Consider the following 22,884-nt stretch of genomic DNA (forward strand, 5'->3'; position numbering starts at 1 on the left):
GACGTCAGGAGGGGAAGTCGCTACGCCCGGACGGGTGACCTGGGCCCCCGGCGCGCCCAGCCTAGGTGGGGTGTCCGCCGACCGCTGCGCGGGCTCGGAGTGTTGTCCAGTGCAGGAGGGCTGCGGCGAGGGGCCAGCAGAGCAGCAGGGCGACGATCGGTGTGGGGGAGTCGCCGGTCAGGGCGGGGGCCGCCGCGAGGGCGACGCCGAGCACGGCGAGGGCCTGCCCGGCGCTCTGCCACAGCACGATCAGCACCGCCCCTGACGGGCTGGCCAGGGCGCGGTACAGCAGCCATGCGGGGGGCGGCGGGCGGTGGGCGGCGAGCAGTCGGCCAGCCACCAGCGGCGGCACGGCGGCAGCCACCAGGGTCACGGCCGGTGCGTCCGTGAGCACGTGGAGGGGGACGGCGACGGCCAGCCCGGTGAGCAGCAGCGCCAGGGTGGGGATCACGGCGTGTGCGAGGGCCAGGGAGGGCGTGGAGTGTGGCCACCACAGCAGGCTGCGGCGTGGGTCGTCGGCGTCCAGCCGGGCGGGTTCCAGCAGCGCGCCCGCCGCCGCGTCGCCGAGGGCGGCGGTGAGGACGAGGAGGAGGAGCGGGGTGACGCCCGTCGTGCCCGTGACGGTGGCCGCGGTCAGGAAGGCGCCGCACAGCAGCAGGAGCGCGGTCGCCGCCTGGCGGGGACGGCTCGCGAGGCCGAGCGCGTCGCGCCACAGCAGGGCGGTGAACGGGCGGCGGGGAACGCGCAGTCCGCGCCAGGCGCGGGGCGGGCGTCCGCCGGACGCGTCGCCCATGGCCTGACGCGCTGCGCGCAGATCGAAGGACGCCAGCCCTGCCACGGCACGGCCGGCCGCGTGGGAGTGCGTGCGCAGTACCGCGGCCGGGAGGGAGCTGACCATACGGCGCACGGGCAGCAGCGCGGCCACAGTGCAGCAGACCAGCAGCGCGGTCGCCACCTGCCAGCCGGGGGCGGGCAGTCCTGCGGCGGCCTGGAGCGGCTGGGCGGCCCAGCCCCAGGGACCCGACCACAGCACGGCCGTGCGTAGCGGCGCGGCAGGGGATTCGCCGCGCAGTGTGAGCGTCATCAGCAGGAGTACGGCCAGCAGTGCGGGGCCCGTGCACAGCCGCACGATGCGGGCGGCGGACGTGTGGCGTTCCACCGCCACCGCAGCCGCGGCCGTCAGCAGGGCGAGGCATACGGCGGCCGGTATGCAGGCGAGCAGCAGCGTGCCGAGCCCCGCGAGCCGGGCGGCGGCCACGACCAGGGCGGTGGCGAGGCCCGCGAGCAGGCCGCCGAGGGACAGCAGCCCGGTGGACAGCAGCAACCACGGGCGCAGCAGCGGCCAGCGGGGCAGGGGCATGGGGAGGAGCCAGTCGGCGTCGGCCCGCGGCAGGGTGACGGGCCCGCGCCACAGCGCGTCGGCCAGGACGAGGGAGACGGCGGCGAGCGCGAGGGCGGGCACGGCGAGCGGGAGGGCGTCGCGGATCTGGTCGGCGTGGTCGGCGAACGGGCCGCCCCTGTCGATCTGCGCGACCAGTCCCGCGCCGTAGAGGCCGAACCAGCTGCCGAGCAGGATCGTCGTGACGTAGGCGCCGTAGCCGAAGCGGCGTCGGCGCGCGGAGCCTCGGCGGGCGCGCAGCCAGGTCAGTGCCTCGGTGCCGTCGGTGCCGTCGGTGCCGTCGGTGCCGTCGGTGTCCTCGGTGGTCGGGTGCCGGGTCGTCATGAGGCGGGCGTCAGGGTTCCGTCGGCCAGGAGGTACGTGCGGTCGGCGAGCGCGGCGGCCAGTTCGCGGTGGTGGGTGACGAGCAGCATCGCGGTGCCGGTGCGCCGGTGGTCGGCGAGGACGGTGGCGAGGCGCGCGCGGGCGTCGGGGTCGAGGCGTTGCTCGGGCTCGTCCAGGAGCAGCAGGTCGGTGGGGCGCAGGAGGGCCGCGGCGAGGAGGAGTTCCTGCGTCTGCCCCGAGGACAGTTCGGCGGGCAGGGCGTCGGCGCGGGCGGTGAGCCGGTGGGTGGCGAGGGCGGCGGTGATGCGCGCGTCGACGTCGGGGACGCGGTGTCCCGCGGCGACGAGTTCGAGGTGCTGGCGGACCGTGAGGTCGGGGTAGCAGGTGAGGCTGTCGCCGACGAGGGCGACGCGGGCGCGCGTGCGGGGGTCGTCCTCGCTCAGGGGGCGTCCGTCGAACGTGACGCTGCCGGTGGTCGGCCGGTCGCGTCCGGCGGCCAGCCGCATCAGGGTGGACTTGCCCGCGCCGTTGTGGCCGAGCAGCGCGACGCACTCGCCCGCGTCCACGTCCAGGTCGAGCGGGGCGAGGATCCTCCGGTCTCCGTGCGTACGGCTCACGCCACGTAGCCGCAGGAGCACGCGCGCCACCTCCCAGGTCCGCGGGCCCGCGGGGTCGGGATGACCCCGCACCGTGCCCGTACGACCATCATATGGACGCCTGATCGGCCCGGTTTGCCCCGTAGAATCGCCGGGCCGGTCGGTGGCCCCGCGTGCAGGGCGGGGCCACCGGCCGGTGCGGCGCTCACTCCTTGACGGAGCCCGCGTTCGCGCCGCGCACGAACTGCCGCTGGAAGCAGAAGAACAGCACGGCCACCGGGATCGTGGAGAGCGCGGCGGCTGCCAGCTTCAGCGGATACTGCGAACCGCCGCCGAGCCCGCCCGCGACGAAGCGCGCCAGGCCGGTCGTCAGCGTCTCGTACTGCCCGGACTGCGTGGACACCAGGAAGTGCGTGAACTCGTTCCACGACCCCTGGAACGACAGGATCGTCAGCGTGATCAACGCCGGGCGCGCCATGGGCAGGACGACCGACCAGTACGTGCGGAACACCCCGGCGCCGTCGATCCGCGCCGCCTCCTCCACCTCGCGCGGCACCGAGTCGAAGAACTGCTTCATGATGAAGATGCCCGCCGCGTCCACCACCAGCGGGATGATCATCCCGGCGTAGGTGTCGAACATCCCGAACGAGTTGAGCACCAGGAAACGCGGGATCAGCAGCACGACGTTCGGCACGGCCATGACCGCGAGCAGCAGGACGAACAGGACGCGACGGCCCCAGAAGTCCAGCCGCGCCAGCGCGTACCCGGCCATGGAGTCGAACAGCACGCGGCCGACCGTCACCACGACCGTGACCAGCGCCGAGTTCCCCAGCCACCGCAGGAACGGCACGCTCGTGCCGTGGTCGCCCACGCCGAACAGCCGCTCGTACGCGGCCGTCGTCGGCGTCGTCGGCCACAGCGCCAGGGGGTTCGCGGCGGCGTCGGGCTCCGTCTTGAAGCTGGTGACCACCTGGAGCACGAACGGCGCCAGGTACAGCAGCGCCATCCCCACGACCACGGTGTAGCCGACGACGCGCCACGGAGCGGGCACCCGCCCCAGGGCGGGCGGCGTACGGGAGGCGCCCGTACGGGAGGCGCGCGTGCGGACAGGGTGCGTGCTCATCGGACGGCCTTCCTGGACGTGCGGGCGGTGCGCTCCCGCAGCAGCAGGCGCTGGGCGCCCGTGCACAGCAGGATGATCGCGAAGAGGATGAACGCGATCGCCGCGCCCTGCCCGTAGTCCGCCTCGCCGAAGCCCGACTGGTAGGACAGGAACGCCGGGGTGAGCGTCGTGTTGCCCGGCGCGCCCTGGCCCATGACGTACACCATGTCGAACACCTGCCAGCTGCCGATCAGCGCGAGCGTCAGCACCAGGAACAGCACCGGACGCAGCGCGGGCAGCGTGACGTGCCACAGCATCTGCCGCCGCGTGACGCCGTCGAGCGCGGCGGCCTCCTCCAGCTCGCGCGGCACGTCCTGGAGCGCGGCCAGGAAGATCAGCATGAACGTGCCCGAGCTGGTCCATATGGCGAGGAACAGCAGCGTGCACATCGCCACCGACGGGCCCGACAGCCACTCGAACCAGGACAGCCCGAGGAAGTCGTGCTCGGCCAGCAGGCCCGACGGGTGGTCCGGGTCCACCAGACCCAGCCCGCCGAGCACGACCCACACCACGCCCCGCGCGTCGGCGAACCAGTTGGGCCCCTTCATCCCGAACCACGACAGCACGCCGTTCACGGCGCCGCTGCCCTGGAAGAGGAAGAGGAACACCGTCGAGACGGCGACCGTGCTCGTGACCGAGGGGAAGTAGAACGTGGTGCGCAGCGCGCCGCGCCCGCGCAGCAGCCGTTGGTTGACGACGAGCGCGAGCGTCAGCGCGAGGCCGGTCGCGAGGGGCACGAAGAACAGGACGTAGTACGCGTTGTTGCGCAGCGACGTCGCGAAGAGCGTGCGGTCCAGGCCGTCCCGCGTGAACAGTTCCCGGTAGTTGTCGAGCCCCACGAAATCGGTCTCGCCGCCGGTGAACGGGTCGGACTGCCCGTCCCAGTGCAGCAGGCTCACCCACAGCGCCATGAGGATCGGCAGCAGCAGGAACAGCCCGAGGACGAGCGTGGCGGGGCTGACGAACAGCCAGCCCCACACGCCCTGCCTGCCGGAGCGGCGGGACCGGCGGGGGCCGGTCTCGACGGCTCGGCTCACTGGTTCTCCTCCAGCGCGGCCTCTCCGTACCGCTGGAGGTCCGAGAGGATCGCTTCCGGGTCACCGGTGCGCAGCGACTCCAGGTCCGTGTTGAACTGGGCCAGGACGCGGTCGAAGCCGCGCGCCGTCACCGGCCCCTGCACGCCCTCGCCGGACGCGCCCCACGCCTCGTCCTCCGGGTGCGCCGCCAGGTACTCGGCCGCCGCGCTCTGCCGCGACGGGATCGCGCCGAACGCCTCGCCCATCGCGATCTGCTGCTCGCCCTGCGTCAGGAACTCGACCAGCTCGACGGCGCTCTCGCGGTGCGCGCTGTCCTGCGCGACGCCCCAGCAGTTGGTGAACGCGAGGGTGCCAGGCCCGGCCGGGCCCTCGGGGAGCGGGAGGACGGTGTAGGCGATGTCGGGGAAGTCCAGCTCCATGGCACCGGCGAGCCAGCTGCCCTCGATGGTCATCGCGGCCCGGCCCTTGCCGAACGCCTCACCGGCCCAGCCCGCGTCCACGTCGGCCGCGAAGCGCATCGAGCCGTCCGCCAGCATGCCCTGGACGAACTCCAGCGCCTCGGTGTTCTCGGGCGAGGCGGCGGTGACCTCGGTCTGGGTCTCGTCGGTGACCCAGCCGCCCGCCTGCTTCATGAACGCGCCGAGCCGCTGGTACTCGTTGCTCGTCACCAGGCCGGTCACGTCGCCGCCGGTCAGCTGCGCGGCGACGGCGCTCAGCTCGTCCCAGGTCGTCGGGTAGTCGGCCTCGGTCAGCCCGGCCTCCTGCCACAGCCCGGTGTTCACGACCAGGCCGAGCGACGAGGTGTCCTTGGGGACGCAGACGAGCTGGTCCTCGTACGTGAACGACTGCCGCAGCGACGGCGAGAAGTCGTCCACGTCGGTTATCTCGTCGCCGTACGGGTACAGCGAGCCGCCGTGGGCGTAGTTGGCGAACTGGCTGGAGTCCACGTAGAAGACGTCCGGCGGCTCGCCGCCCGCGAACGCCTGGCCGAGCTGCTGGTTCATGTCCTGGGCGACCTGGACCTCGACCGTGTTGCCCGACTCCGCCTCGTAGGCGTCGGCGGCGGCCTGCACGGCGGCGGTCTCGGCCTCGCCCGAGGTGGCTATGAGGACGGTCAGCTTCTGGCTGCCGCCGCCCTCGTCCTGCGGGGCGTCCGCCTCGTCGTCGTAGCTCGACCCGCAGCCGGCGGCGGCCAACAGGGCCATGCCGCAGGCAGCGGCGGTGAGGGCTCTTCGGGTACGCATGGGATGTCGTTCCTCCAGGGGTGGCGCGGCTCTTCAGGGGATCGGGTGGTCAGGGGGTCGGGGGTCAGGGGGGCAGGGGGTCAGGTGGCGCGGGGCGGGCGCGTGCTGTCGCGGAGGACGAGCGCCGGTGCGAGCAGCAACTGCTCGTGCGGGCGCTCCGGATCGGCGATCCGTTCCATCAGCAGCCGCACGGCCTCGCGCCCGATGGACGCCATGGGCTGGTCCACGCTGGTGAGGCCGGGGGTGACGACGGTGGCGGCGGGCGAGTCGTCGAAGCCGGTGACGGACACGTCCTCGCCGGGCGACAGGCCCCGCTCGCGCAGCGCGCGGTAGCAGCCCATCGCCAGGGTGTCGCTCGCGGCGACCACGGCCGTCACGCCCGTGTCCAGCAGCGTCCCGGCGGCGGCGCTCGCCTGCTCGGCGTCGTCCTCGCTGGCGGCGCGGCGCCCGCGGACGGACAGGCCGTGGCGCTGCATCGCCCGCTTCCAGCCCGTGGCTCGGTCGTCACCGGCGCCTGAGCCGCGTGGCCAGCCGAGGAAGCCGATGCGCTCGTGCCCGAGCGCCACCAAGTGGTCCACGACGGCCTCGATACCGGCGGCGCCGTCCACGTCCACCCAGTCGCCGATCTGCCGCCCCGACCAGACCCGGCCGAACGCGGCGAACGGCACACCGTGCTTTTCCAGCCACGCCTGGCGGGGGTCGCCGCGGTCGGTGTCGCTCAGGACGAAGCCGTCCACGTCGTACGTGCCGAGCAGTTCTTCGTACGCGGCCAGCGGCCCGCCGGGACCGTCGTCCGCCGGGGTGGCGACGAACAGGAGTATCCGGTGGCCCGCCTCCTGGGCGGTCTGCGACAGGGCGTGCAGGAAGCGGTCCATCACCGGCGTCGAGCGGTCCACGTCCACCGGCTGCACCGCGTAGCCGATCAGCCTGCTGGACCGTGTCCGCAGGGCCTGCGCGGCCCGGTGCGGGCGGTAGCCCATGGCATCGACGGCCTGACGGACCCGGGCCAGCGTGTCGGGCCGCAGCAGCTCGGGGGAGTTCAGCGCGTTGGAGACCGTCTGCGGGGAGACCCCGGCACGGCGCGCGACCATCGCGAGGGTCACACCGCTGCCCCGTGCCGCCGGACGTCCGGGCGTCGTCGCCAAGGTGTCTCCAAGTGAGAGGCGCCGGACCGGGGTTCGGCGCGATGTCGGGTCGTGGTCCTGTCGTTCTTGGAGCGATCCAGAGGGCTTGCCAGCGCTGTGAACAGCCCTTACGGTCTTTGGAACGCTCCAATGGCTGGAAAGATTGGTATCTGCGCCCATGACTGTCAAGACCCCGGACGGAAGAAACCCGGCGGCGGACACGTCCGAGCCCCTGGCCGGACTGCAGCCGTTCCTCCACGGCGCCTGCGTCACGCTGTACGCGCCGAGCTTCGCCGTCTCCCGCCCCGACGGGCGGTTCGACGGGGGCGCGGACGGCTTCTACCACGCGGACCGGCGCGCCCTGGCGCGGCTCGACATCACGGTGGAGGGTGTGCCGCTCGTCACCGTGGGCGGCGGCCCGGTCGGCGCGGACACGGCCGTGTTCCGGTCGGTGCTGCGCGGCGTCGCGGAGGCGACCGCCGACCCCGCCGTCACGCTGACGCGGACCCGCGCCGTCGCGCCCGGCGCGCTCACCGAGACGCTGGAGATCGTCAACGCCGGTTCGCTGCCCGCCCGTTTCGTCCTGACGGTCGCGCCGGGCACGGACCTCGCGACGATGGACCACGTCAAGTCGGGCCTCCCGCCCGCCCCCGTACCGGCCGGGCGCGACGGCGGCGCCCTCACCTGGGCGGGCGACGGTGTCACCGTCACGTTCGCCGCGACCCCCGCGCCCGACACGTACGGCCCCGGCGGCGCACACCGCTGGACCCTCGCCCTCGCCCCGGGCGACCGCTGGACGGCCCGTCTCACCTGCGCCGCCGAGGAGTCCGCGCCGCCGCTCTTCCCCGCCCCGGCCCCCGGCACCGCCACCCCCTGGCACACGCCGCGCCTGCGCAGCGCCGACCGCCGCCTCGACCGCTGGGTGAGCCAATCCCACGACGACCTCGAACGGCTGCTCCTCGCCGACCCCGAGGCCCCCGGCGACCTGTTCCTCGCGGCGGGCGCGCCCTGGTTCGCGACCCTCTTCGGCCGCGACTCCCTGTGGGCCGCACGGATGTTGCTGCCCCTCGGCACCGAACTCGCCGCCGGGACACTGCGGGTGCTCGCGCGCCGCCAAGGCACCGCCGTGGACCCCGAGTCGCAGGAACAGCCGGGCAAGATCCTGCACGAGATACGCCACGTGGGCCTCAACCAGCCGAAACTCTCCCTGCCGCCGCGCTACTTCGGCACCGTGGACGCCACCCCGCTGTGGGTCAGCCTGCTGCACGACGCCTGGCGCTGGGGCCTGGCCGACGAGCAGGTCGAGGCGCTGCTGCCGTACGCCGAGGCCGCCCTCGGCTGGATGCGCGACCACGGCGACGCGGACGGCGACGGCTTCCTGGAGTACATCGACACCACGGGCCGCGGCCTGGCCAACCAGGGCTGGAAGGACTCGGGCGACAGCATCCGCTTCCGCGACGGGCGGTGCGCGCAGGCGCCCATCGCGCTGTGCGAGGTGCAGGCGTACGCGTACGAGGCGGCGCGCGGCGGCGCGGCACTGCTGCGGGCGTTCGGACGGCCGGGCGCCGACGCGTGGGACGAGTGGGCCGCGCGCATGGCGGACCGGTTCCGCGCCCGCTTCTGGGTCGAGGACGAGCGCGGCGCCTACCCGGCCGTCGCGCTGGACGCCGGGAAGCGGCCGGTGGACTCCGTCACGTCCGGCTTCGGGCACCTGCTGGGCACCGGGCTGCTGAACGCGGAGGAGAGCGCGCTGCTCGCGGCGCGCCTGTCGTCACCCGACCTCGACTCCGGCTTCGGGCTGCGGACGTACAGCAGCACGTCGGGCGGCTTCAACCCGCTGGGCTACCACGTCGGTTCGGTGTGGCCGCACGACACGGCGATCGCCGTGCACGGGCTGGCGCGCGCCGGATTCCCGGCGGAGGCGGCGTCGCTCGGGGCCGGACTGGTGCGCGCGTCCGACGCGTTCGCCGCGCGGCTGCCCGAACTCTTCGCGGGCTACGGCACGGACACCGACCCGGCGCCGATCCCGTACCCGGCGTCCTGCTTCCCGCAGGCGTGGGCGGCGGCGGCGTCCGTGCACGTCCTGCGGTCGGTGCTCGGCCTGGAGGCCGACGTGCCGGGCGGGACGGTGACGGTCGCGGCGCGCGCCGCGCTGGACGTTGGGCCGCTGCGGCTGTCGGGCGTGACGGTCGGGGGCCGGGCGCTCGGCCTGTCGGTGACGGCCGAGGGCCGGGTGGAGGCGACGGCGCCCGAGGGGCTGACCGTGCGGGTGCGGTGAGCGGCCGGGCGGGGGCCGCCGTCCGGCCGCTCGAAGGTGCGTGCTCTCTCGTCGGCGGGGCGCTGTCGATTTCCTTTCGGAACCGCGGGCTTTCTCCCGAGAATGCGCACCGCATTTCCGTCCGCCCGCAATTCCGCCGCGCGGCATCAATGGCTTGACCTGCGGATTCCGGCCAGCGGCTTTTCCGCGGGCGATTCCGCCGACCGCCCCCCGTCCTCGCCCGCCGGGCGGAATCCGCCGCCCCGCTCACCAGCCCAGTTCGTCACACCCCTCGTGCCCCGACGGCTCCACCTGGAGCGTGGCGTGCGCCACGCCGTGGCGCCGCCGCAGCACGTCGCGCGCCCGGTCGAGGACGGCGTGCGGGTCGGCGTGCTCGGTCGCCACCAGGTGGGCGGTCGCGACCGGCATGCCGGACGTCAGCGTCCACAGGTGCAGGTCGTGCACGTCCGCCACGCCGTCGATCGCCGCGAGGTCGCCCGTCACCTGGTCGAGGTCCATGCCCTCCGGCGCGTGCTGCGCCAGCACAGCCAGCACCTGCCGCCCCAGCAGCAGCGCCCGCACCACCACGAAGCAGCCGATGGCCAGCGCGACCACCGTGTCCCACACCGGGTTCCCCGTTGCGGCCACCAGCCAGCCCGCCGCGATCACGCCGACCGACCCGGCCGTGTCGGCGACGACCTCCAGATAGGCGCCCTTCACGTTCAGGCTCTCCGCCGCCCCGGCCCGCAGCAGCAGGAGCACGGCGACGTTCACGGCCAGCCCGAGGGCGCCGACGACCACCATCGGCCCGGTCTCCACCTCGGCGTCGCCGCCCGCCCGCAGCGCGGCCTGCACGACGATGTAGACCGCCACGCCCAGCATCAGCAGGACGGCGAGCCCCGAGGCGAAGACCTCGGCGCGGTAGGACCCGTACGTACGGCGCCCCGTGGAGTCGGGGCGGGCCGCGATGCGCGTGGCGACGAGGGCGGCGGCGAGCGTCACCACGTCGGCCGCCATGTGCCCGGCGTCGGACAGCAGCGACAGCGAGCCGGACAGCACGCCGAAGACCAGCTCGACGACGAAGAAGGCCGCGATCAGCACGAAGGAGACGGCGAGGCGCCCGCGGTGCCTGCCGGTGGCCGACGTGCCGCCGCCGTGACCGTGGCCGTGCGCGTGTCCGTGGCCCATCAGCGCGGCCCGCCCGTCCGCTCGGGGTGGATCGCGTCGGTGTGGCCCGTGTGGGCCACGGCGAGGTCGAGCAGCATCCGCACGTGCGCGTCGTCCAGCCGGTAGTACGCCACCCGCCCCGCCCGCCGCGCCGCGACGACGCGGTGGGCGCGCAGCAGCCGCAGGGCGTGCGACGTGGCCGACTCGCTCATGCCGGTCACGGCGGCCAGGTCGCAGACGCACAGCTCCCCGTCCAGGAGCGCGACGAGCAGCCGCAGGCGGCCCGGGTCGGACATCAGGCCGAAGACGTCGGCGGTGTCCCCCAGGTCGCGCTCCGCGGGCATCCGCGACCTGACGGCGTGCACGCGCTCCGGATCCACGAGCCGCACGGCACAGCCGTCGGCGGGGACCAGCTCATCTGAAGACCTCTTCATACATGCAGCGTGGCGGCACTCCCGCGGCGCTGTCAAAGGCTGCCGTGGTAACCGTTGTCGTTCCCGCGCGCCGCCGCCGGTACCGCTTCCGACCCTTACCGATCGTGAACGAGGGAGCGCGCTCCGCATAACAAATGACACTCCGTCAGATGCGATGTGCAGCACATCACCTCCGCGAGATGCCCGTTTTGATCAACTTGAGGCGAGATTTTCCGTGCCCCGTTCCCGCGTCTTTTCCGCGGACACTTGGAATCTCGCGCCGACTTCTATTAACGTTCGATAACGCAGCGCGGTCGTCACTGTCGTCGCTAGGACGGCACCGTGCTCTGTCGCTTAATCCTGTGTGCGGGAACACCCGCACCCGAGGAACCGGGGAACCACCATCTGGGGTGAATCGGACAGCCGCAGGCCACCACCGCCTTCGGCCGCCCGTAGGAGACCTTCCTGCTCCGAACCCGTCAGCTAACCCGGTAGGCGAAGGAAGGAAAGGAGAGCGCCTCCGTGGCGTCGAACCGGCATGCCTCTTTCGAGGACACGCGCCAGGGCGCGCAGCAGCTCCTCGGCTCGCACGACCCCCATGACAGCCCGTACGGCGCTTACGGCACGCACCCCGACGCGACCGAACTCCCGCAGCCCGGCGTCTACTTCGGCCCCAAGGCCGACGACGACGAGCCGCGCACGGAGTGGAACCCGAGCGAGGACACCCTCCGGCCCGTCCGCGGTCGCCACCGCGTCGCCCGCAAGGGCGGCGGCACCTTCGCCCGCAGCCGCGCCGTCCTCGGCGTCGGCGTGATCGCCGCCGTGGGCGCGGGCGGCATGGCCTCGGCCGACGAGGGCTCAGGCACCGTCCCCGGCATGGACGCCGCGGCCGACAAGCTGCGTGACATCCCCGGCCAGCTCCCCGTCGTCGGCGGCCTGTTGTCCGCCGAGGAGGCCGCGCCGACCGCCGCCCCCTTCACCGAGGCGGGCGTCACCGAGGAGGACGTCGAGGCCGGGCGCACCGACGCCGGTGAGGCCCTGCGGGCCCGCATCCTCCAGCAGGCCGACCACCAGACCACCAGCGCCGACACGCAGACCGTCGATGCCGCCCTCGCCGCCGCCGAGGCCGACGCCGCCACGGAGGCCGCCGAGGCCGCCGAGGCGGAGCGTCAGGCCCTGGAGGAGCAGCGCGAGCGCGAGGAGGCCGAGCGCCGCCGCGCCGAGGAGGAGCAGCGCCGCCGCGAACTGGCCGCCAGCTACGTCCTCCCGCTGTCGGACTACCGCCTCAGCTCCAGCTTCGGCCAGGACGGCGCCATGTGGCAGTCCAACCACACCGGCCAGGACTTCGCCGCCTCCACCGGCACCCCGGTGAAGAACATCCACACCGGCGTCGTCACCGAGGCGGCCTGGGCCGGGTCGTACGGCTACCGCGTGATCGTCCAGCTGGAGGACGGCACCGAGATCTGGTACTGCCACCTCTCCTCGATGAGCGTCTCGGCCGGGCAGGAAGTCGTCACCACCGACCAGATCGGCCTCGTCGGCTCCACCGGCAACTCCACGGGCGCCCACCTGCACGTCGAGGTCAGGCCCGGCGGCGGCGACGCCGTTGACCCCCTGGCGTGGCTGCGTGACAAGGGCCTCACGGTCTGAAGGACCGCGTCCCCCCGCACCCCGGCGGCCCTGATGACGACCCCCCGACATCAGGGCCGCCGGACTACGCTTGGCCGCCATGACCATACCCACGCGTGCCCTCGGTGACCTGCGGGTCTCCCCGCTCTGCCTCGGCGGGAACGTCTTCGGCTGGACCGCGGACGAGGCGCAGTCGTTCGCCGTCCTCGACGGCTACGCCGACGCAGGCGGCACCTTCCTCGACACGGCGGACGTCTACTCGGCCTGGCACGACGGCAATTCGGGCGGCGAGTCGGAGACGCTCATCGGCCGCTGGCTGGCCCGCCGCGGACGGCGGGACGACGTCGTCGTCGCCACCAAGGGCGGCGGCCACCCGGAGCTGCGGGGCCTCGCCGCGTCCACGATCAAGCGCGCCGCCGAGGAGTCCCTGCGCCGCCTCGGCACCGACCACATCGACCTGTACTACACGCACTTCGACGACGAGACGGTCGAGGTCTCCGAGATCATGACCGCGCTGGACGACCTGGTCCGCGCCGGGAAGGTCCGCGCCCTCGGCGCCTCCAACCTCTCGCCCGCCCGCCTGGAGGCGTCCCTCGCCTTCGCCGCCCGCGAGGGCACCACCCCGTACGTCGCCCTCCAGCCGAAGTACAACCTCGTCTCGCGCGACACGTACGAGGGCGAACTCGCCGCCGTCGCCGCCCATCACGGGCTCGGGGCGCTGCCCTACTCCGGCCTCGCCTCCGGCTTCCTCACCGGCAAGTACCGGGCCGACACGACGATCGACAGCCCCCGCGCGCCCGTCGCGGCGGGACACCTCGCCACCGAGCGGGGGCGGCGCGTCCTGGCCGCGGTCGAGACGGTCGCGGACGCGCACGGCGTGCCGATGGCGAGCGTCGCCCTGGCCTGGCTCGCGGCCCGCCCGACCGTCACGGCCCCGATCGCCAGCGCCCGCACCACCGACCAACTGCCCGCGCTCCTCGCCGCGGCGACGCTGACCCTGACCGACGCGGACCTGACGACCCTCACCGAAGCCTCGGACACGGCGGCCTGAAGGGTCTCTTCTTGCGCCAGGCCCTTACACGCCTGCTGAGCCGTACGTGCCCTCGCTGCCGAGGGGGAACGGGCTCTTTGCGACGAACGCATTGCCCTCCGGCCACATGGCGGCGATGTGAATGGCCGCGCAGAGATCGAGGAGGTCTTTGCGCGGCTGCTCGGGCAACAAAATGGCACAGTCGGGGGATGGTGTGAGGAAACGCCGGTAGTCCAGGAGCTGGCCGATCGCCATTCTTATGGCGTCACGCGTCACGCTGCCCTTTGCCTCGACAAGGACATTGTCGGTCTTATCGAAGAGGTCGGTTCGGAGAGCCGAGAGCTCGCCAGCGGGAATGATGCGATTGCGTAGGACTTCATGGCCTGCCGCCTCCAGATAAGCCCCCAGGCGCTGCACGAGTTCGCTTTCGCGGCGCTGGGCGACGTAAGGCTCCTTTGTTGCAGGGTTGATCGTGCTGGACGGCGTTTTATGCTGCTCAAGTGGCGCGTACTCGACGCGTAGTTCGGGCGAGTCTTCGAAGGACGTCTTGCTGGAGAAGGGCGCCGTCTCGCCAAGGGGCCGCAGTCGGAAGATGATCATCTTCCTGAGCTCCTTGTTGCGGTCAAGTGCATCTACTTCGCGCCACGGGCCAACTTCGGTGAGGACGAACTCGCCCACATGCTCAACAATGGTGGGCTTTACCGTGCGGAACAGATGGAGTGGCCGGCCGCTCTTCGCGTGGGTGAGTACAGCCCGATTTCCTCGCTTCATGACTTGGTCGCCCGTTTGGCCTTCGCCGCTGTAGTAGAACAGCCCGTCGAGTCCCCAGCCATCCTCATACCCGTTCTCTTCGCCGCCTTCAGGATCGGTGAAGAGGAGAATCGGCCCTCCCTTGGTGGGGGCGATGCCCGATTGGGAATTTCCGCCGAGTTGCTGATGTACCTCTCGCCTGCTCAGCTGCTTACCCACTGGAATGCTTATCATCGCGTGCGCCCCCTCCAAGCCAGTGCAGGGGAGAAACTGTACGGAGCCGGGGGAGCGGATGTCATCACCCTGCCGCGCGGGTCAGGAGGGTCAGGGTCGTGCCCGTCGCTATCGCCAGCGACGTCCCGGCCGGGGAGAAGCCCGCCGCCCGCAGGTCGGCGTGCGCCGTGCGGTGGATCAGCCACCAGTCGCCGCCCGCCGGCCCGTGGCACAGGCCGCCGTCGCGCGAGAGGAGGACGCGGTGGTGCGGCCAGTCCGGCGCGACGACGTCCACCGTCCAGCCGTCGCCCGTCGTCATGTGCAGCCCGCCGCCGTAGACGCCCGCGATGCGGACCGGGTTGCCGGTCAGCGGGCCGAGGCCGGGGCAGGTGAGGTGGGGTCCGGCCGGTTCGCTGACGTCCGGGTCGGGGTCGCGGTCGCGCGCGAGCAGCGCGCCGGTCGCCGCGTCGATGACGCCGTGCCCCGTCAGGGAGACGACCATCAGCAGCTCCCGCCCGGTGTCCGGCTCGGTGGCGAAGCCGACGCCGAGCAGCCCGCCGATCGCCATGGCCAGGACCTGGCGCCACGGCCGCGGCGCGGGGGAGACGGGGGCCGCGAGGAAGCGTTCGCGGAGCTGCTGCTGGTGTTCGGTGAACATGACACCGTCCTACGACGAAGCGCGAGGCGTGCAGGAGACGTTACGGACCGTGCGCTCCGAGCGCTAGACAGGGAACGTTCACCTGTCCGGTGCTCACGGGTCACGTGGACCACCCCCGCGCCGGGGCACTCTCGGATCATGAAGTTCAGACTGCGGCCCGGCAGCGTCGCGCGCGCCGAGGATCTGTTCACCGCATGTGTACGGGAGTGCGCCGCGTACGTGGCCGCCGGGGACGGCGACCCCGCGCTCGTCACGGCCGTCGGCGCGCTCGTCGTCGAGCACTCCGCCCACGAGCCCTCCGCCGAGCGCGCCTTCGACGCGCTCCTGCGGACCGGTCAACTCGCGCTCGACGCAGGGGAGATACGGCTCGCCCGGCGCATCGCCGACTCCGCCGTGGCCCTGCGCAGCCGCTCCAAGGGCGCCTGGCGCCTGCGTGGGGGTGCGCTGGAGGCGGACGGACGTGAGAGCGAGGCCGTGGAGGCGTACGAGCGCTACCAGTCGCTCGCCGCGGGCGGCACCGACGACGTCGCGCGCCGTGTGGCCGTTCTGCGTGCCAAGCACGCCGCCCTCCTCGCCGCCGACGGCGTCGCGCCCGGTGCCCGCCTGCGCGAGCGTCCGCGCGAGGAGGTCCGCGCCGTCCTCACCGAGGAGATGGAACGCCGCCTCGCCTCCCACGGCGCCGCCGATCCCGGCACCCGGGTGCTCGCCGAGGCGTTCGGCACGTACAGCCGCCTCGCCGTGGACGGCGCGATGGCCGACCCGCTGCTCGGCGGCGCCACGCCGCTCGGCGTGGGCGATCTGCGCGGCCAGGTCGAGGGGCGTACAGTCTGCGTCGTCGCGAACGGCGAGGCCGTCGCGGAGAGCGGGCTCGGCGGGGAGATCGACGGGTACGACGTCGTGGTGCGCGTGGACTCCTTCCGCCCGCACGCGCCCGGCACCGGCGAACGCGCCGACGTCCACGCCGTCTCGCACCGCAGCGGCGGCCCCGGCTGGCGACGGAGCGTGACGACGCGCCTGGTGTTCGGCGAGAAGCCGTCCGAGTGGCGCGCCGCCGTCCGCGAGCGGCTGGTGCCCGGCGCGCAGCGCTGGGTCGGCGACCGTACGCTGGCCCGCCCGCTGCGCGACCCGGCGCTCATCGGCGAGGCGCGCTGGGCGGCGGACGCGAGCACCGCGTTCACCGTCGCGCGGCTGCTGGACTTCCTGGACGTCAGCGAGCGCGTCGATCTGGTCGGGTTCGGCCTGCCGGGGCAGCTGCGCGAGGAGGAGCGGCAGTGGGTGCAGGCGCACGCCCGGCGGACCGACGGCCTGCGGATCGTGCTGCGCTGAGGATGGTCGCCGCGGCCACGTCGCGGTGGCGCCACATGCGGGCGAGGAGGTCGCGTTCGTGGGCCGGGAAGTCGTCGCCCGCGACGCCCTGGTCGGCGCGTTCGCGCAGCAGCGCGAGGGACGTGGCGGCGGCCTGGTAGTCGGCGACGGCGCGCGCGCCCGCCGCGCCGTGCCGCCGCCGCGCGAGCCGCCGGGAGGCGCCGCGCGCCTGGAGCGAGCCGAGCGCGTCGGGCTCGCCGTCGCTGAGCCAGCCCGCCTCCGTGTAGACGGGCAGGGTGCGGCGGACGCTGCGCAGCTGCCGCCGTCGTTCGCGCAGGGCCCAGCGGCTCAGCAGCGCGAAGACCGGCAGCATCACGAGGACGTAGACCGCCGCGAAGCCGAAGAACGACAGGGCGGTGGAGGCGTTCCACACCGAGTGCAGCGCGATGGCGGCGGCGAGGCCGAGCACCGGCAGGCCGCGGCGCCAGCGGCGTGCCTCGGGCGGCAGGGTGGCGGCGAGGCCGATGGCGGCGCCGGTCAGCGCGGTGAACACCGGGTGCGCGAAGGGCGCGACGAGGATGCGGACGACGAACGTCACCACTGCCGTGGAGTTGATCATGCCCGCCGTCCCCGCCATGCGGTCCTGCGTGACGGCGCTGCCGAGGTAGAGGACGTTCTCGGTGAACGCGAAGCCCGTCGCGGACAGCCCGGCCGTCACGAGCCCCGCGAGCACGCCGTGGAAGACGACAGGACGGTAGAGGAAGAGCAGCAGCACCACAGCGCCCTTCCCCACCTCCTCCACCACGGGCGCCAGGAGGACGATGCGCAGCATGTCGTCGTGCGCGGGCGTGACGGTGTCGGATGCGCCCGTTATCCAGCGCAGCAGCACCCCGTTCATCACGAGGGCGAGGAACGTCGCCGCGCACGCGCCCCAGACGAACGCGAAGAGGAGGGCGCGCGTCGGCTTGGGCGCCACCGCGTCGAGCCGCGCGAAGATCAGGGCGATGAACGGCAGCGGCAGCAGGGCCAGCCCCACGCCGGACGCGAATCCCTCGGCGCCCGCTTCGTGCCGGATCACCAGGGCGACGATCAGCGCGCACCCGGCCAGTGGGCCCCAGATGAGCACGGGGGACGGTGAGAACGCGGGGCGTGGGGCGAGCGCGTGGGGCACCCGCCCGACTCTACGGGCTCCCCGGCCGCCCGGCACAGTGCGGGCCCGGGGGGTGACGCCGTGTGGTGGGCGCGTCAGGCGGTGCGGCGGAAGAGCAGATCGCGGACGACGTGACCCTTCGCCAGCCCCTGCCGTTCGAACCGCGTCGCCGGTCTGCCCGCGGCGCGTTCCGGCGCCCAGCCGCCGTCGGGGGCGGTGTTGACGAACGACCGACTCGCCGTCAGCACGTCGAGCATCCAGGCGGCGTACGGCTCCCAGTCGGTGGCGCAGTGCAGCAGGGCGCCCGGTGCCATGCGCGAGGCGGCCAGCTCCACGAACTCGTCCTGCACGATGCGGCGTTTGTGGTGACGGGTCTTCGGCCAGGGGTCGGGGAAGAACACCCGTACCCCGGCGAGCGCGCCCGGCGGGATCATCTCGCGCAGGAGGATGAGGGCGTCGCCGTTGGCCACGCGTACGTTGGTCAGGCCGCGCTCGTCGGCGAGGCGCAGCAGGTTGCCCTGGCCGGGGGTGTGGACGTCGCAGGCGAGCACGCCGGTGCCGGGGTCGGCGGCGGCCATGGCTGCGGTCGCCTCGCCCATGCCGAAGCCGATCTCCAGGACGACGGGCAGGCCGTCGAAGAGGGCGCCGAGGTCGAGGGGGGCGCGGCCGTCCACCTCCAGGCCCCAGCGGGGCCACAGCCGCAGGAGCGCGTCGCGCTGGGCGGCGGTGACGCGGCTGCGGCGCGGCTGGAAGCTGCGGATGCGGCGGTCGAAGCGGTCCCCGGCCGGGTCGGCGGCGGGGCCCGCGCCTGGCGGGAACATCGTTCCGGGGATGCCGGAACCGTCGGGGTGCTCGGTCACAATGCGTCCGATTTTACGGTCGTCGGCGTGCGCCGGGCGCGTCGCGTGCGGTCGGTACGGGGCGGGCGCGTGGTGGTGCGGCTGACGTGGTGTCATGGGCGCATCGCACGTGCGGAATCCGTGCGGGACCGGGGAACCAGGACGACACCCTGGTTCGTCGGATGATATGACGTGCAGAGGGCACACGCCGGGCCACACCCGGCGGGACGGCCACCGAACGGTGGCCCGAGTGGACGCCGTACCGCCACGGACGGCGCACGGGAGAGGACGCGAGGCATGTCGGACGGCGATGGCCGCATCGGGCTCGTGGCCACGGTCGGCGTACTCCTGTTCGGTCTCCTGACCGTCGCGGTCGTCTTCTTCACCCGCGAGGACGCCACCGCCGACGAGGAGGAGGCCCGCGCGCTCGTCGCCGAGGCGGAGGCCGAGGCCACCAGCACCGAGGCCGCCCCGCCCGCCGCGCTCGGCCGGATCTGGCAGACGCCCGCCGTCCCGTCGGGCGAGGACGACGGCGGGGCCGATGGGCCGTCCACCGACACCGGCGACCCCGCGCCCCCGATCCGCCTGTGGGTCCACGACAACGCCCTCGCCACCGTCGCCCCCTCGGGCGTCACCGGCTACGGCACGCTCGACGGCACCGCGCTGTGGACCGCGCCGCCGCCGCCGGAGGCCGGTCCCCTGTGCGCGGCGGGCCAGGGCGTGAACGGCTCGGGGCTCGGCGCGGTCCTCCACACGGCCACGGGCGGCGGCTGCTCGCTCCTCAGCGTCATCGACATCGACACCGGCACCACGGTGTGGACCGCCGACCTGACCGACCCCGACGCGCCGCCCGCCGACCCGGCCGGGGTGACCGTCACGACCGGGGACGCGACCGTCACCGTCAACCTCGACGCCGCGGGCACCCCCACCGCCTTCCACCGGTTCGACGCCCCCACAGGCGACCCCCTGCCCCCGCCCGCCCCGCCGCAGGACGAGCCGCTCTGCCCGGACGCCGCCGAACCCCAGGCCATCCGCCACGCGGGCTCCCGCATCGTCGAGCTGACCCGCTGCGTCGGCACCGACGACCTGCTGCTCAACGCCTACGTCACGGACACGGGCGAACTGGAGTGGACCCACCCGGCGGACGACCCCGCGTTCGCCTTCTCGGGGCTCGCCGCCGGTGACCCCGTCGTCCTGCGCCAGGGCCGCCAGCTCGTGGCCTACGCCGAGACGGGCGACGAGCTGTGGCGCATGCCCGAGCCGGTCGCGTCCCACGTCACGGGCACCGTCCTGTGCGTCCAGGACGGCCCGGCCGCCGCCGGGCTGCTCCCGCTCGCCGGGTACGACCTGGCCACCGGCCGCCGCCTGTGGAGCGAGGAGGCCGAGCCGGGCACCCAGCTCTTCGGCGAGGACGACACGGGCGCGCTGCTCACCGGCCGCGTCACCGGCGACGCGCTGTGGCTCGAATCCCGCGACCCCGCCACCGGCGAGATCACCACGGGCCCCGTCGCCGAACTCCCGGGGCGCCGCCTCCACGACGGCCTGGTCCTGGCCTACGACGAGTACCAGCTGTACGTCATGGCGTCCGTCGAGACCGACGAGGGCCCGGCGCTGCGCCTGCGCGCCTACGAGCGCTGACCGCCGTCACGCCCCTGCCAGCGCCCGCAGGGCACGGCCCGCGATCTCCTCGCCGATCGGCAGGCACGCCGTCGCGGCGGGCGACGGCGCGTTGAGCACGTGCACGGTGTGCGGCCCGGAGGCGAAGCGGAAGTCGTCCGCCGGCGTCCCGTCCGGCAGCACCGCCTGCGCCCGCACGCCCGCGGGGGCGGGCAGGAGGTCGTCCGCCGTCACGGCGGGCAGCAGCCGCCGCACCGCCCGCGCGAACGCGTCGCGCGACCAGGAGCGCCGCAGCTCGCCCGCGCCGTACCGCCAGTGCCGCCCGGCCATCCGCCACGCGCCGCCGTACGCCAGCGTCCCGGCCAGCTCACCCCAGCGGACCGTCCGCCGGTCGTACCCCTCGCGCGCGAGCGCCGGGACCGCGTTCGGGCCGACGTGCACCTCGCCGTCGAGCCCCGCCGTCAGGTGGACGCCGAGGAACGGCAGCGAAGGATCGGGCACCGGATACACCAACCCCCGCACGAGATGCGTCCGTTCGGCCCGCAGCCGGTAGAACTCGCCGCGGAACGGCACCACCCGGAGCCCCGGCTCGTCCCCCGCCAGCCGCGCCACGTGATCGGCGTACAGGCCCGCGCAGTTGACGAGCGCCCGGGCCCGCAGCACCTCGCCGCGCCCCGTCCGCACCGCCACGCCCACGCCGGGGCGCCGGTCGATCGCGACGACCTCGGCCGACCGCCGTACGTCGGGCCCTGCCGCCCGCGCCAGCGCCCGCGCCACCGCGCCGAAGTCGCACTGCCCGGTCGTCAGCACGCGCAGCGCCGCCAGCCCGCGCACGGCGGGCTCGAACTCCTCGATCTGCGCCGCCCCCAGCTCCCGCACCGGCACCCCGTTGCGCCGCGCGCGCTGCGCCAGGTCGTGCAGCCTGGGGAGTTCCGCGGGCCGCGTCGCGACGATCAGCTTGCCCGGCACCGCGTGCGGGATGCTGTGCTCCGCGCAGAAGTCCACCAGCGCCGCGGCGCCGCGCGCCGCGAGACGCGCCTTCAGCGACCCGGGCCGGTAGTACACGCCGCTGTGGATCACCCCGCTGTTGCGGCCGGTCTGATGGCTCGCCAGGGCCGGTTCCTTCTCCAGGACCGTCACGGCCACGCCGGGCCGCGCGGCACGCAGCGCGTACGCCGTCGCCAGCCCCACGATCCCGCCGCCCACGACCAGCACATCACAGTCGTACGACACTCCCGTACGCGCCCGCGTCATGCGGCCATCATGCCGGAGCGGCGAGCAGCACGCGTGCCTGCTCCTGCAACTCCCGCACCGACGGCTCGTGCCCGTACGGCGCGAGGCGGTGCAGCAGGTCCCGCACGTAGTCGGTGGTCCGCGCCGACGAGATGCGGCCCGCCACCTCCACGGCGCGCGCCCCGACCGCGCACGCCTTGTCGAGATTCCCCGACTCCAGCTCCGCCACGGCCGCGACCACCAGCCGCAGGCCGTGCGACCTGACGAACTCCTCCGTCGGCTCCGACAGCGCCCGCTCGGTAAAGTGCCGGACCTGGCCTGGCAGTTTGAGGTCGATGTAGCACTCGGCCGCGTCGGCGGCCAGCCGGTCGTGCGCGTAGAAGTCGAGCCAGCTCGGGTCGTCGTCGCCGTCGCGCGAGCGCTCCAGGAAGCTCTCCGCCGCGGCGAGCGCCCGCCCGCAGCCCGGCGCGTCGTGCGCCTTCGCCAGGGCGCGCGCCTCGATCAGGTGGAAGAAGCTCATGGTCCGCGCCGTGGCCAGCGACCTGTTGCGCTCCAGCGCCGCCTGCGCGAGGTCCACACCCTCCTCGGCGAAGCCCCGGTACGTCGCCTGGAGCGACATCGACGCGAGCACGTAGCCGCCGAGCGGCGCGTCCGCCGCCGCGCGGGCCAGCCGCAGCGCCTGGATGTAGTACCGCTGCGCGGCCTCCTGCTGGCCGGTGTCGAACGCCATCCAGCCCGCGAGCCGCGTCAGTTCGGCCGTCGCGCGGAACAGCTGGCGGCCGACCTCGTCCGTGTAGCCGCGCTGGAGCAGCGGCGCCGCGTCCGTCCGCAGGCACTCCGGCACCATCGAGGAACGCCAGTCGCCGCCGCCGTACTTGGAGTCCCAGCGGCGGGCCTCCTCGGCGGCCTCCCGCAGCTTCGCCACATCCGAATGGCCGACCCGCCCCGTCGCGCCCTCGCCCGGCTGCCCGCCGGGCCGCAGCCCCTCCGTGCCGCGCGCGACCGAGGCGTCGGCCTGGCTTATCAGCCAGCGCGACACGGGGCCCGCGTACGCGCTGACGGCGAACGAGCCCGCGAGCGACTGCCATATGCCCTTGCCCGGCGTGACGTCGAGGCGGAACAGCTCCGTCGCCGCGTCCACCGCGCCCGCCACGTCACGCGGGAACGCGAGCCCCACCTCGGGGGCCGGATCGGTGTCGGCCAGCCCGATCTCGTGCAGCGGCACCGGCCGTCCCAGCTTCCCGCTGATCGCCGCCGCGATCAGGTGCGGGGCCGAGCCCTGAGGGACCATGCCCTTGGTCACCCAGCGGGCGACGGAGGTCTTGTCGTAGCGCAGCGTCAGACCGCGCTGCGCGCCGAGATCGTTGACCCGCCGGGCGAGACCGGCGTTGCTGATTCCCGCAAGGGCGAGAACCGCACCCAGCTTCTCGTTCGGCCCGCGTTGCTCCCTGGACATGCGCGCACCCCTGACACCCCAACGGCAGCCCCACGACCAGCGCGGGGCCTTCCCGTACCTCCGCCAACCCAGCGTAGTTCGGTGCCTCCTGACCGTTAAGGGGGTGAATCCCGGTTGGCGTGTTTATGACCGTACGCACGTGCGAGCGCTACCCGGTCCTGCGCCCGTGCACCGGCCATGTGGCCGTGCGCCCGGCCGTGCGCTCTGGCCCCGCGGCGGGTCCGGCGCTTCCATGGTCACCGCGTGGGTCGGCCCGCTGCGCTCACGGAACCGGCGGGCCG

At 74.0% G+C, this 22,884-nt stretch carries 19 protein-coding genes and 1 riboswitch; of the genes, 5 read left to right on the forward strand and 14 right to left on the reverse strand.

The window, feature by feature from the left end:
* Window positions 1-61 precede the first annotated feature (61 nt).
* From IF27_RS03945 to IF27_RS03970, 6 genes are all read right to left on the reverse strand, one after another.
* Entirely contained in the window at window positions 62-1,723 is a 1,662-nt protein-coding gene (locus IF27_RS03945; RefSeq protein WP_052847817.1) for a hypothetical protein, read from the reverse strand.
* Window positions 1,720-2,340: an ABC transporter ATP-binding protein gene (locus tag IF27_RS03950; protein WP_223290903.1), complete on the reverse strand. Its 621-nt coding sequence runs from the start codon at window positions 2,338-2,340 to the stop codon at window positions 1,720-1,722. The genes IF27_RS03945 and IF27_RS03950 overlap by 4 nt, the downstream gene beginning before the upstream one ends.
* A gap of 184 nt (window positions 2,341-2,524) precedes the next feature.
* The gene (locus IF27_RS03955; RefSeq protein WP_052847819.1) at window positions 2,525-3,442 is read right to left on the reverse strand and encodes a carbohydrate ABC transporter permease; all 918 of its coding nucleotides are present in this window, start codon (window positions 3,440-3,442) and stop codon (window positions 2,525-2,527) included.
* A complete protein-coding gene (locus IF27_RS03960; protein WP_110945482.1) occupies window positions 3,439-4,518 on the reverse strand; it encodes a carbohydrate ABC transporter permease in 1,080 nt (359 codons plus the stop codon). The genes IF27_RS03955 and IF27_RS03960 overlap by 4 nt, the downstream gene beginning before the upstream one ends.
* Window positions 4,515-5,762: a sugar ABC transporter substrate-binding protein gene (locus tag IF27_RS03965; protein ID WP_052847820.1), complete on the reverse strand. Its 1,248-nt coding sequence runs from the start codon at window positions 5,760-5,762 to the stop codon at window positions 4,515-4,517. The genes IF27_RS03960 and IF27_RS03965 overlap by 4 nt, the downstream gene beginning before the upstream one ends.
* Before the next feature lie 80 nt (window positions 5,763-5,842).
* On the reverse strand, window positions 5,843-6,907 hold the full coding sequence (locus tag IF27_RS03970) for a substrate-binding domain-containing protein (protein WP_052847821.1): 1,065 nt from the start codon (window positions 6,905-6,907) through the stop codon (window positions 5,843-5,845).
* A 157-nt stretch (window positions 6,908-7,064) separates the two neighbouring features.
* On the opposite strand from IF27_RS03970, the gene IF27_RS03975 reads away from it, so the two are divergent.
* Entirely contained in the window at window positions 7,065-9,164 is a 2,100-nt protein-coding gene (locus IF27_RS03975) for an amylo-alpha-1,6-glucosidase (protein ID WP_052847822.1), read from the forward strand.
* 246 nt (window positions 9,165-9,410) lie between these two features.
* Here the strand turns inward: IF27_RS03975 and IF27_RS03980 are convergent, their stop codons facing one another.
* Both IF27_RS03980 and IF27_RS03985 read right to left on the reverse strand, forming a co-directional pair.
* Complete coding sequence (locus IF27_RS03980) at window positions 9,411-10,331, reverse strand: cation diffusion facilitator family transporter (protein ID WP_052847823.1); 921 nt, start codon at window positions 10,329-10,331, stop codon at window positions 9,411-9,413.
* Window positions 10,331-10,744, reverse strand: coding sequence for an ArsR/SmtB family transcription factor (locus IF27_RS03985; protein WP_052847824.1), 414 nt, complete (start codon window positions 10,742-10,744; stop codon window positions 10,331-10,333). Before IF27_RS03985 ends, IF27_RS03980 begins: the two co-directional genes overlap by 1 nt.
* Window positions 10,745-11,064: 320 nt before the next feature.
* Window positions 11,065-11,236, forward strand: a riboswitch (cyclic di-AMP (ydaO/yuaA leader).
* Window positions 11,237-11,245: 9 nt separating this feature from the next.
* Here IF27_RS03985 and IF27_RS03990 point away from each other — a divergent pair.
* Both IF27_RS03990 and IF27_RS03995 read left to right on the forward strand, forming a co-directional pair.
* Entirely contained in the window at window positions 11,246-12,373 is a 1,128-nt protein-coding gene (locus IF27_RS03990; RefSeq protein ID WP_110945483.1) for a M23 family metallopeptidase, read from the forward strand.
* A gap of 79 nt (window positions 12,374-12,452) precedes the next feature.
* Window positions 12,453-13,403: an aldo/keto reductase gene (locus IF27_RS03995; protein WP_052847825.1), complete on the forward strand. Its 951-nt coding sequence runs from the start codon at window positions 12,453-12,455 to the stop codon at window positions 13,401-13,403.
* 24 nt (window positions 13,404-13,427) lie between these two features.
* On the opposite strand, the gene IF27_RS30820 is transcribed toward IF27_RS03995, so the two are convergent.
* Both IF27_RS30820 and IF27_RS04005 read right to left on the reverse strand, forming a co-directional pair.
* On the reverse strand, window positions 13,428-14,351 hold the full coding sequence (locus IF27_RS30820; protein ID WP_190232783.1) for an SRA domain-containing endonuclease: 924 nt from the start codon (window positions 14,349-14,351) through the stop codon (window positions 13,428-13,430).
* A 79-nt stretch (window positions 14,352-14,430) separates the two neighbouring features.
* A complete protein-coding gene (locus tag IF27_RS04005) occupies window positions 14,431-15,003 on the reverse strand; it encodes a hypothetical protein (protein ID WP_052847827.1) in 573 nt (190 codons plus the stop codon).
* A gap of 138 nt (window positions 15,004-15,141) precedes the next feature.
* On the opposite strand from IF27_RS04005, the gene IF27_RS29925 reads away from it, so the two are divergent.
* Window positions 15,142-16,329, forward strand: coding sequence for a hypothetical protein (locus tag IF27_RS29925; protein ID WP_110945484.1), 1,188 nt, complete (start codon window positions 15,142-15,144; stop codon window positions 16,327-16,329).
* On the opposite strand, the gene IF27_RS30825 is transcribed toward IF27_RS29925, so the two are convergent.
* Window positions 16,211-17,479: a PrsW family intramembrane metalloprotease gene (locus tag IF27_RS30825; RefSeq protein ID WP_052847828.1), complete on the reverse strand. Its 1,269-nt coding sequence runs from the start codon at window positions 17,477-17,479 to the stop codon at window positions 16,211-16,213. The genes IF27_RS29925 and IF27_RS30825 overlap by 119 nt on opposite strands.
* A 74-nt stretch (window positions 17,480-17,553) precedes the next feature.
* Window positions 17,554-18,279 (reverse strand): tRNA (guanosine(46)-N7)-methyltransferase TrmB, encoded by a 726-nt coding sequence (gene trmB, locus IF27_RS04015; RefSeq protein ID WP_223290913.1) that lies wholly within the window; start codon window positions 18,277-18,279, stop codon window positions 17,554-17,556.
* Between the two features lie 315 nt (window positions 18,280-18,594).
* On the opposite strand from trmB, the gene IF27_RS04020 reads away from it, so the two are divergent.
* Entirely contained in the window at window positions 18,595-19,935 is a 1,341-nt protein-coding gene (locus tag IF27_RS04020; RefSeq protein ID WP_052847829.1) for an outer membrane protein assembly factor BamB family protein, read from the forward strand.
* Between the two features lie 6 nt (window positions 19,936-19,941).
* Here the strand turns inward: IF27_RS04020 and lhgO are convergent, their stop codons facing one another.
* Window positions 19,942-21,168, reverse strand: a complete 1,227-nt coding sequence (gene lhgO / locus IF27_RS04025) for an L-2-hydroxyglutarate oxidase (protein ID WP_052847830.1) — start codon at window positions 21,166-21,168, stop codon at window positions 19,942-19,944.
* Window positions 21,169-21,175: 7 nt separating this feature from the next.
* Entirely contained in the window at window positions 21,176-22,603 is a 1,428-nt protein-coding gene (locus IF27_RS04030; protein ID WP_052847831.1) for an NsdA family TPR-like regulatory protein, read from the reverse strand.
* Window positions 22,604-22,884: the final 281 nt, after the last annotated feature.

Origin of the sequence: Streptomyces avicenniae (genome assembly GCF_000719135.1) — a bacterium.
Classification (GTDB): domain Bacteria; phylum Actinomycetota; class Actinomycetes; order Streptomycetales; family Streptomycetaceae; genus Streptomyces; species Streptomyces avicenniae.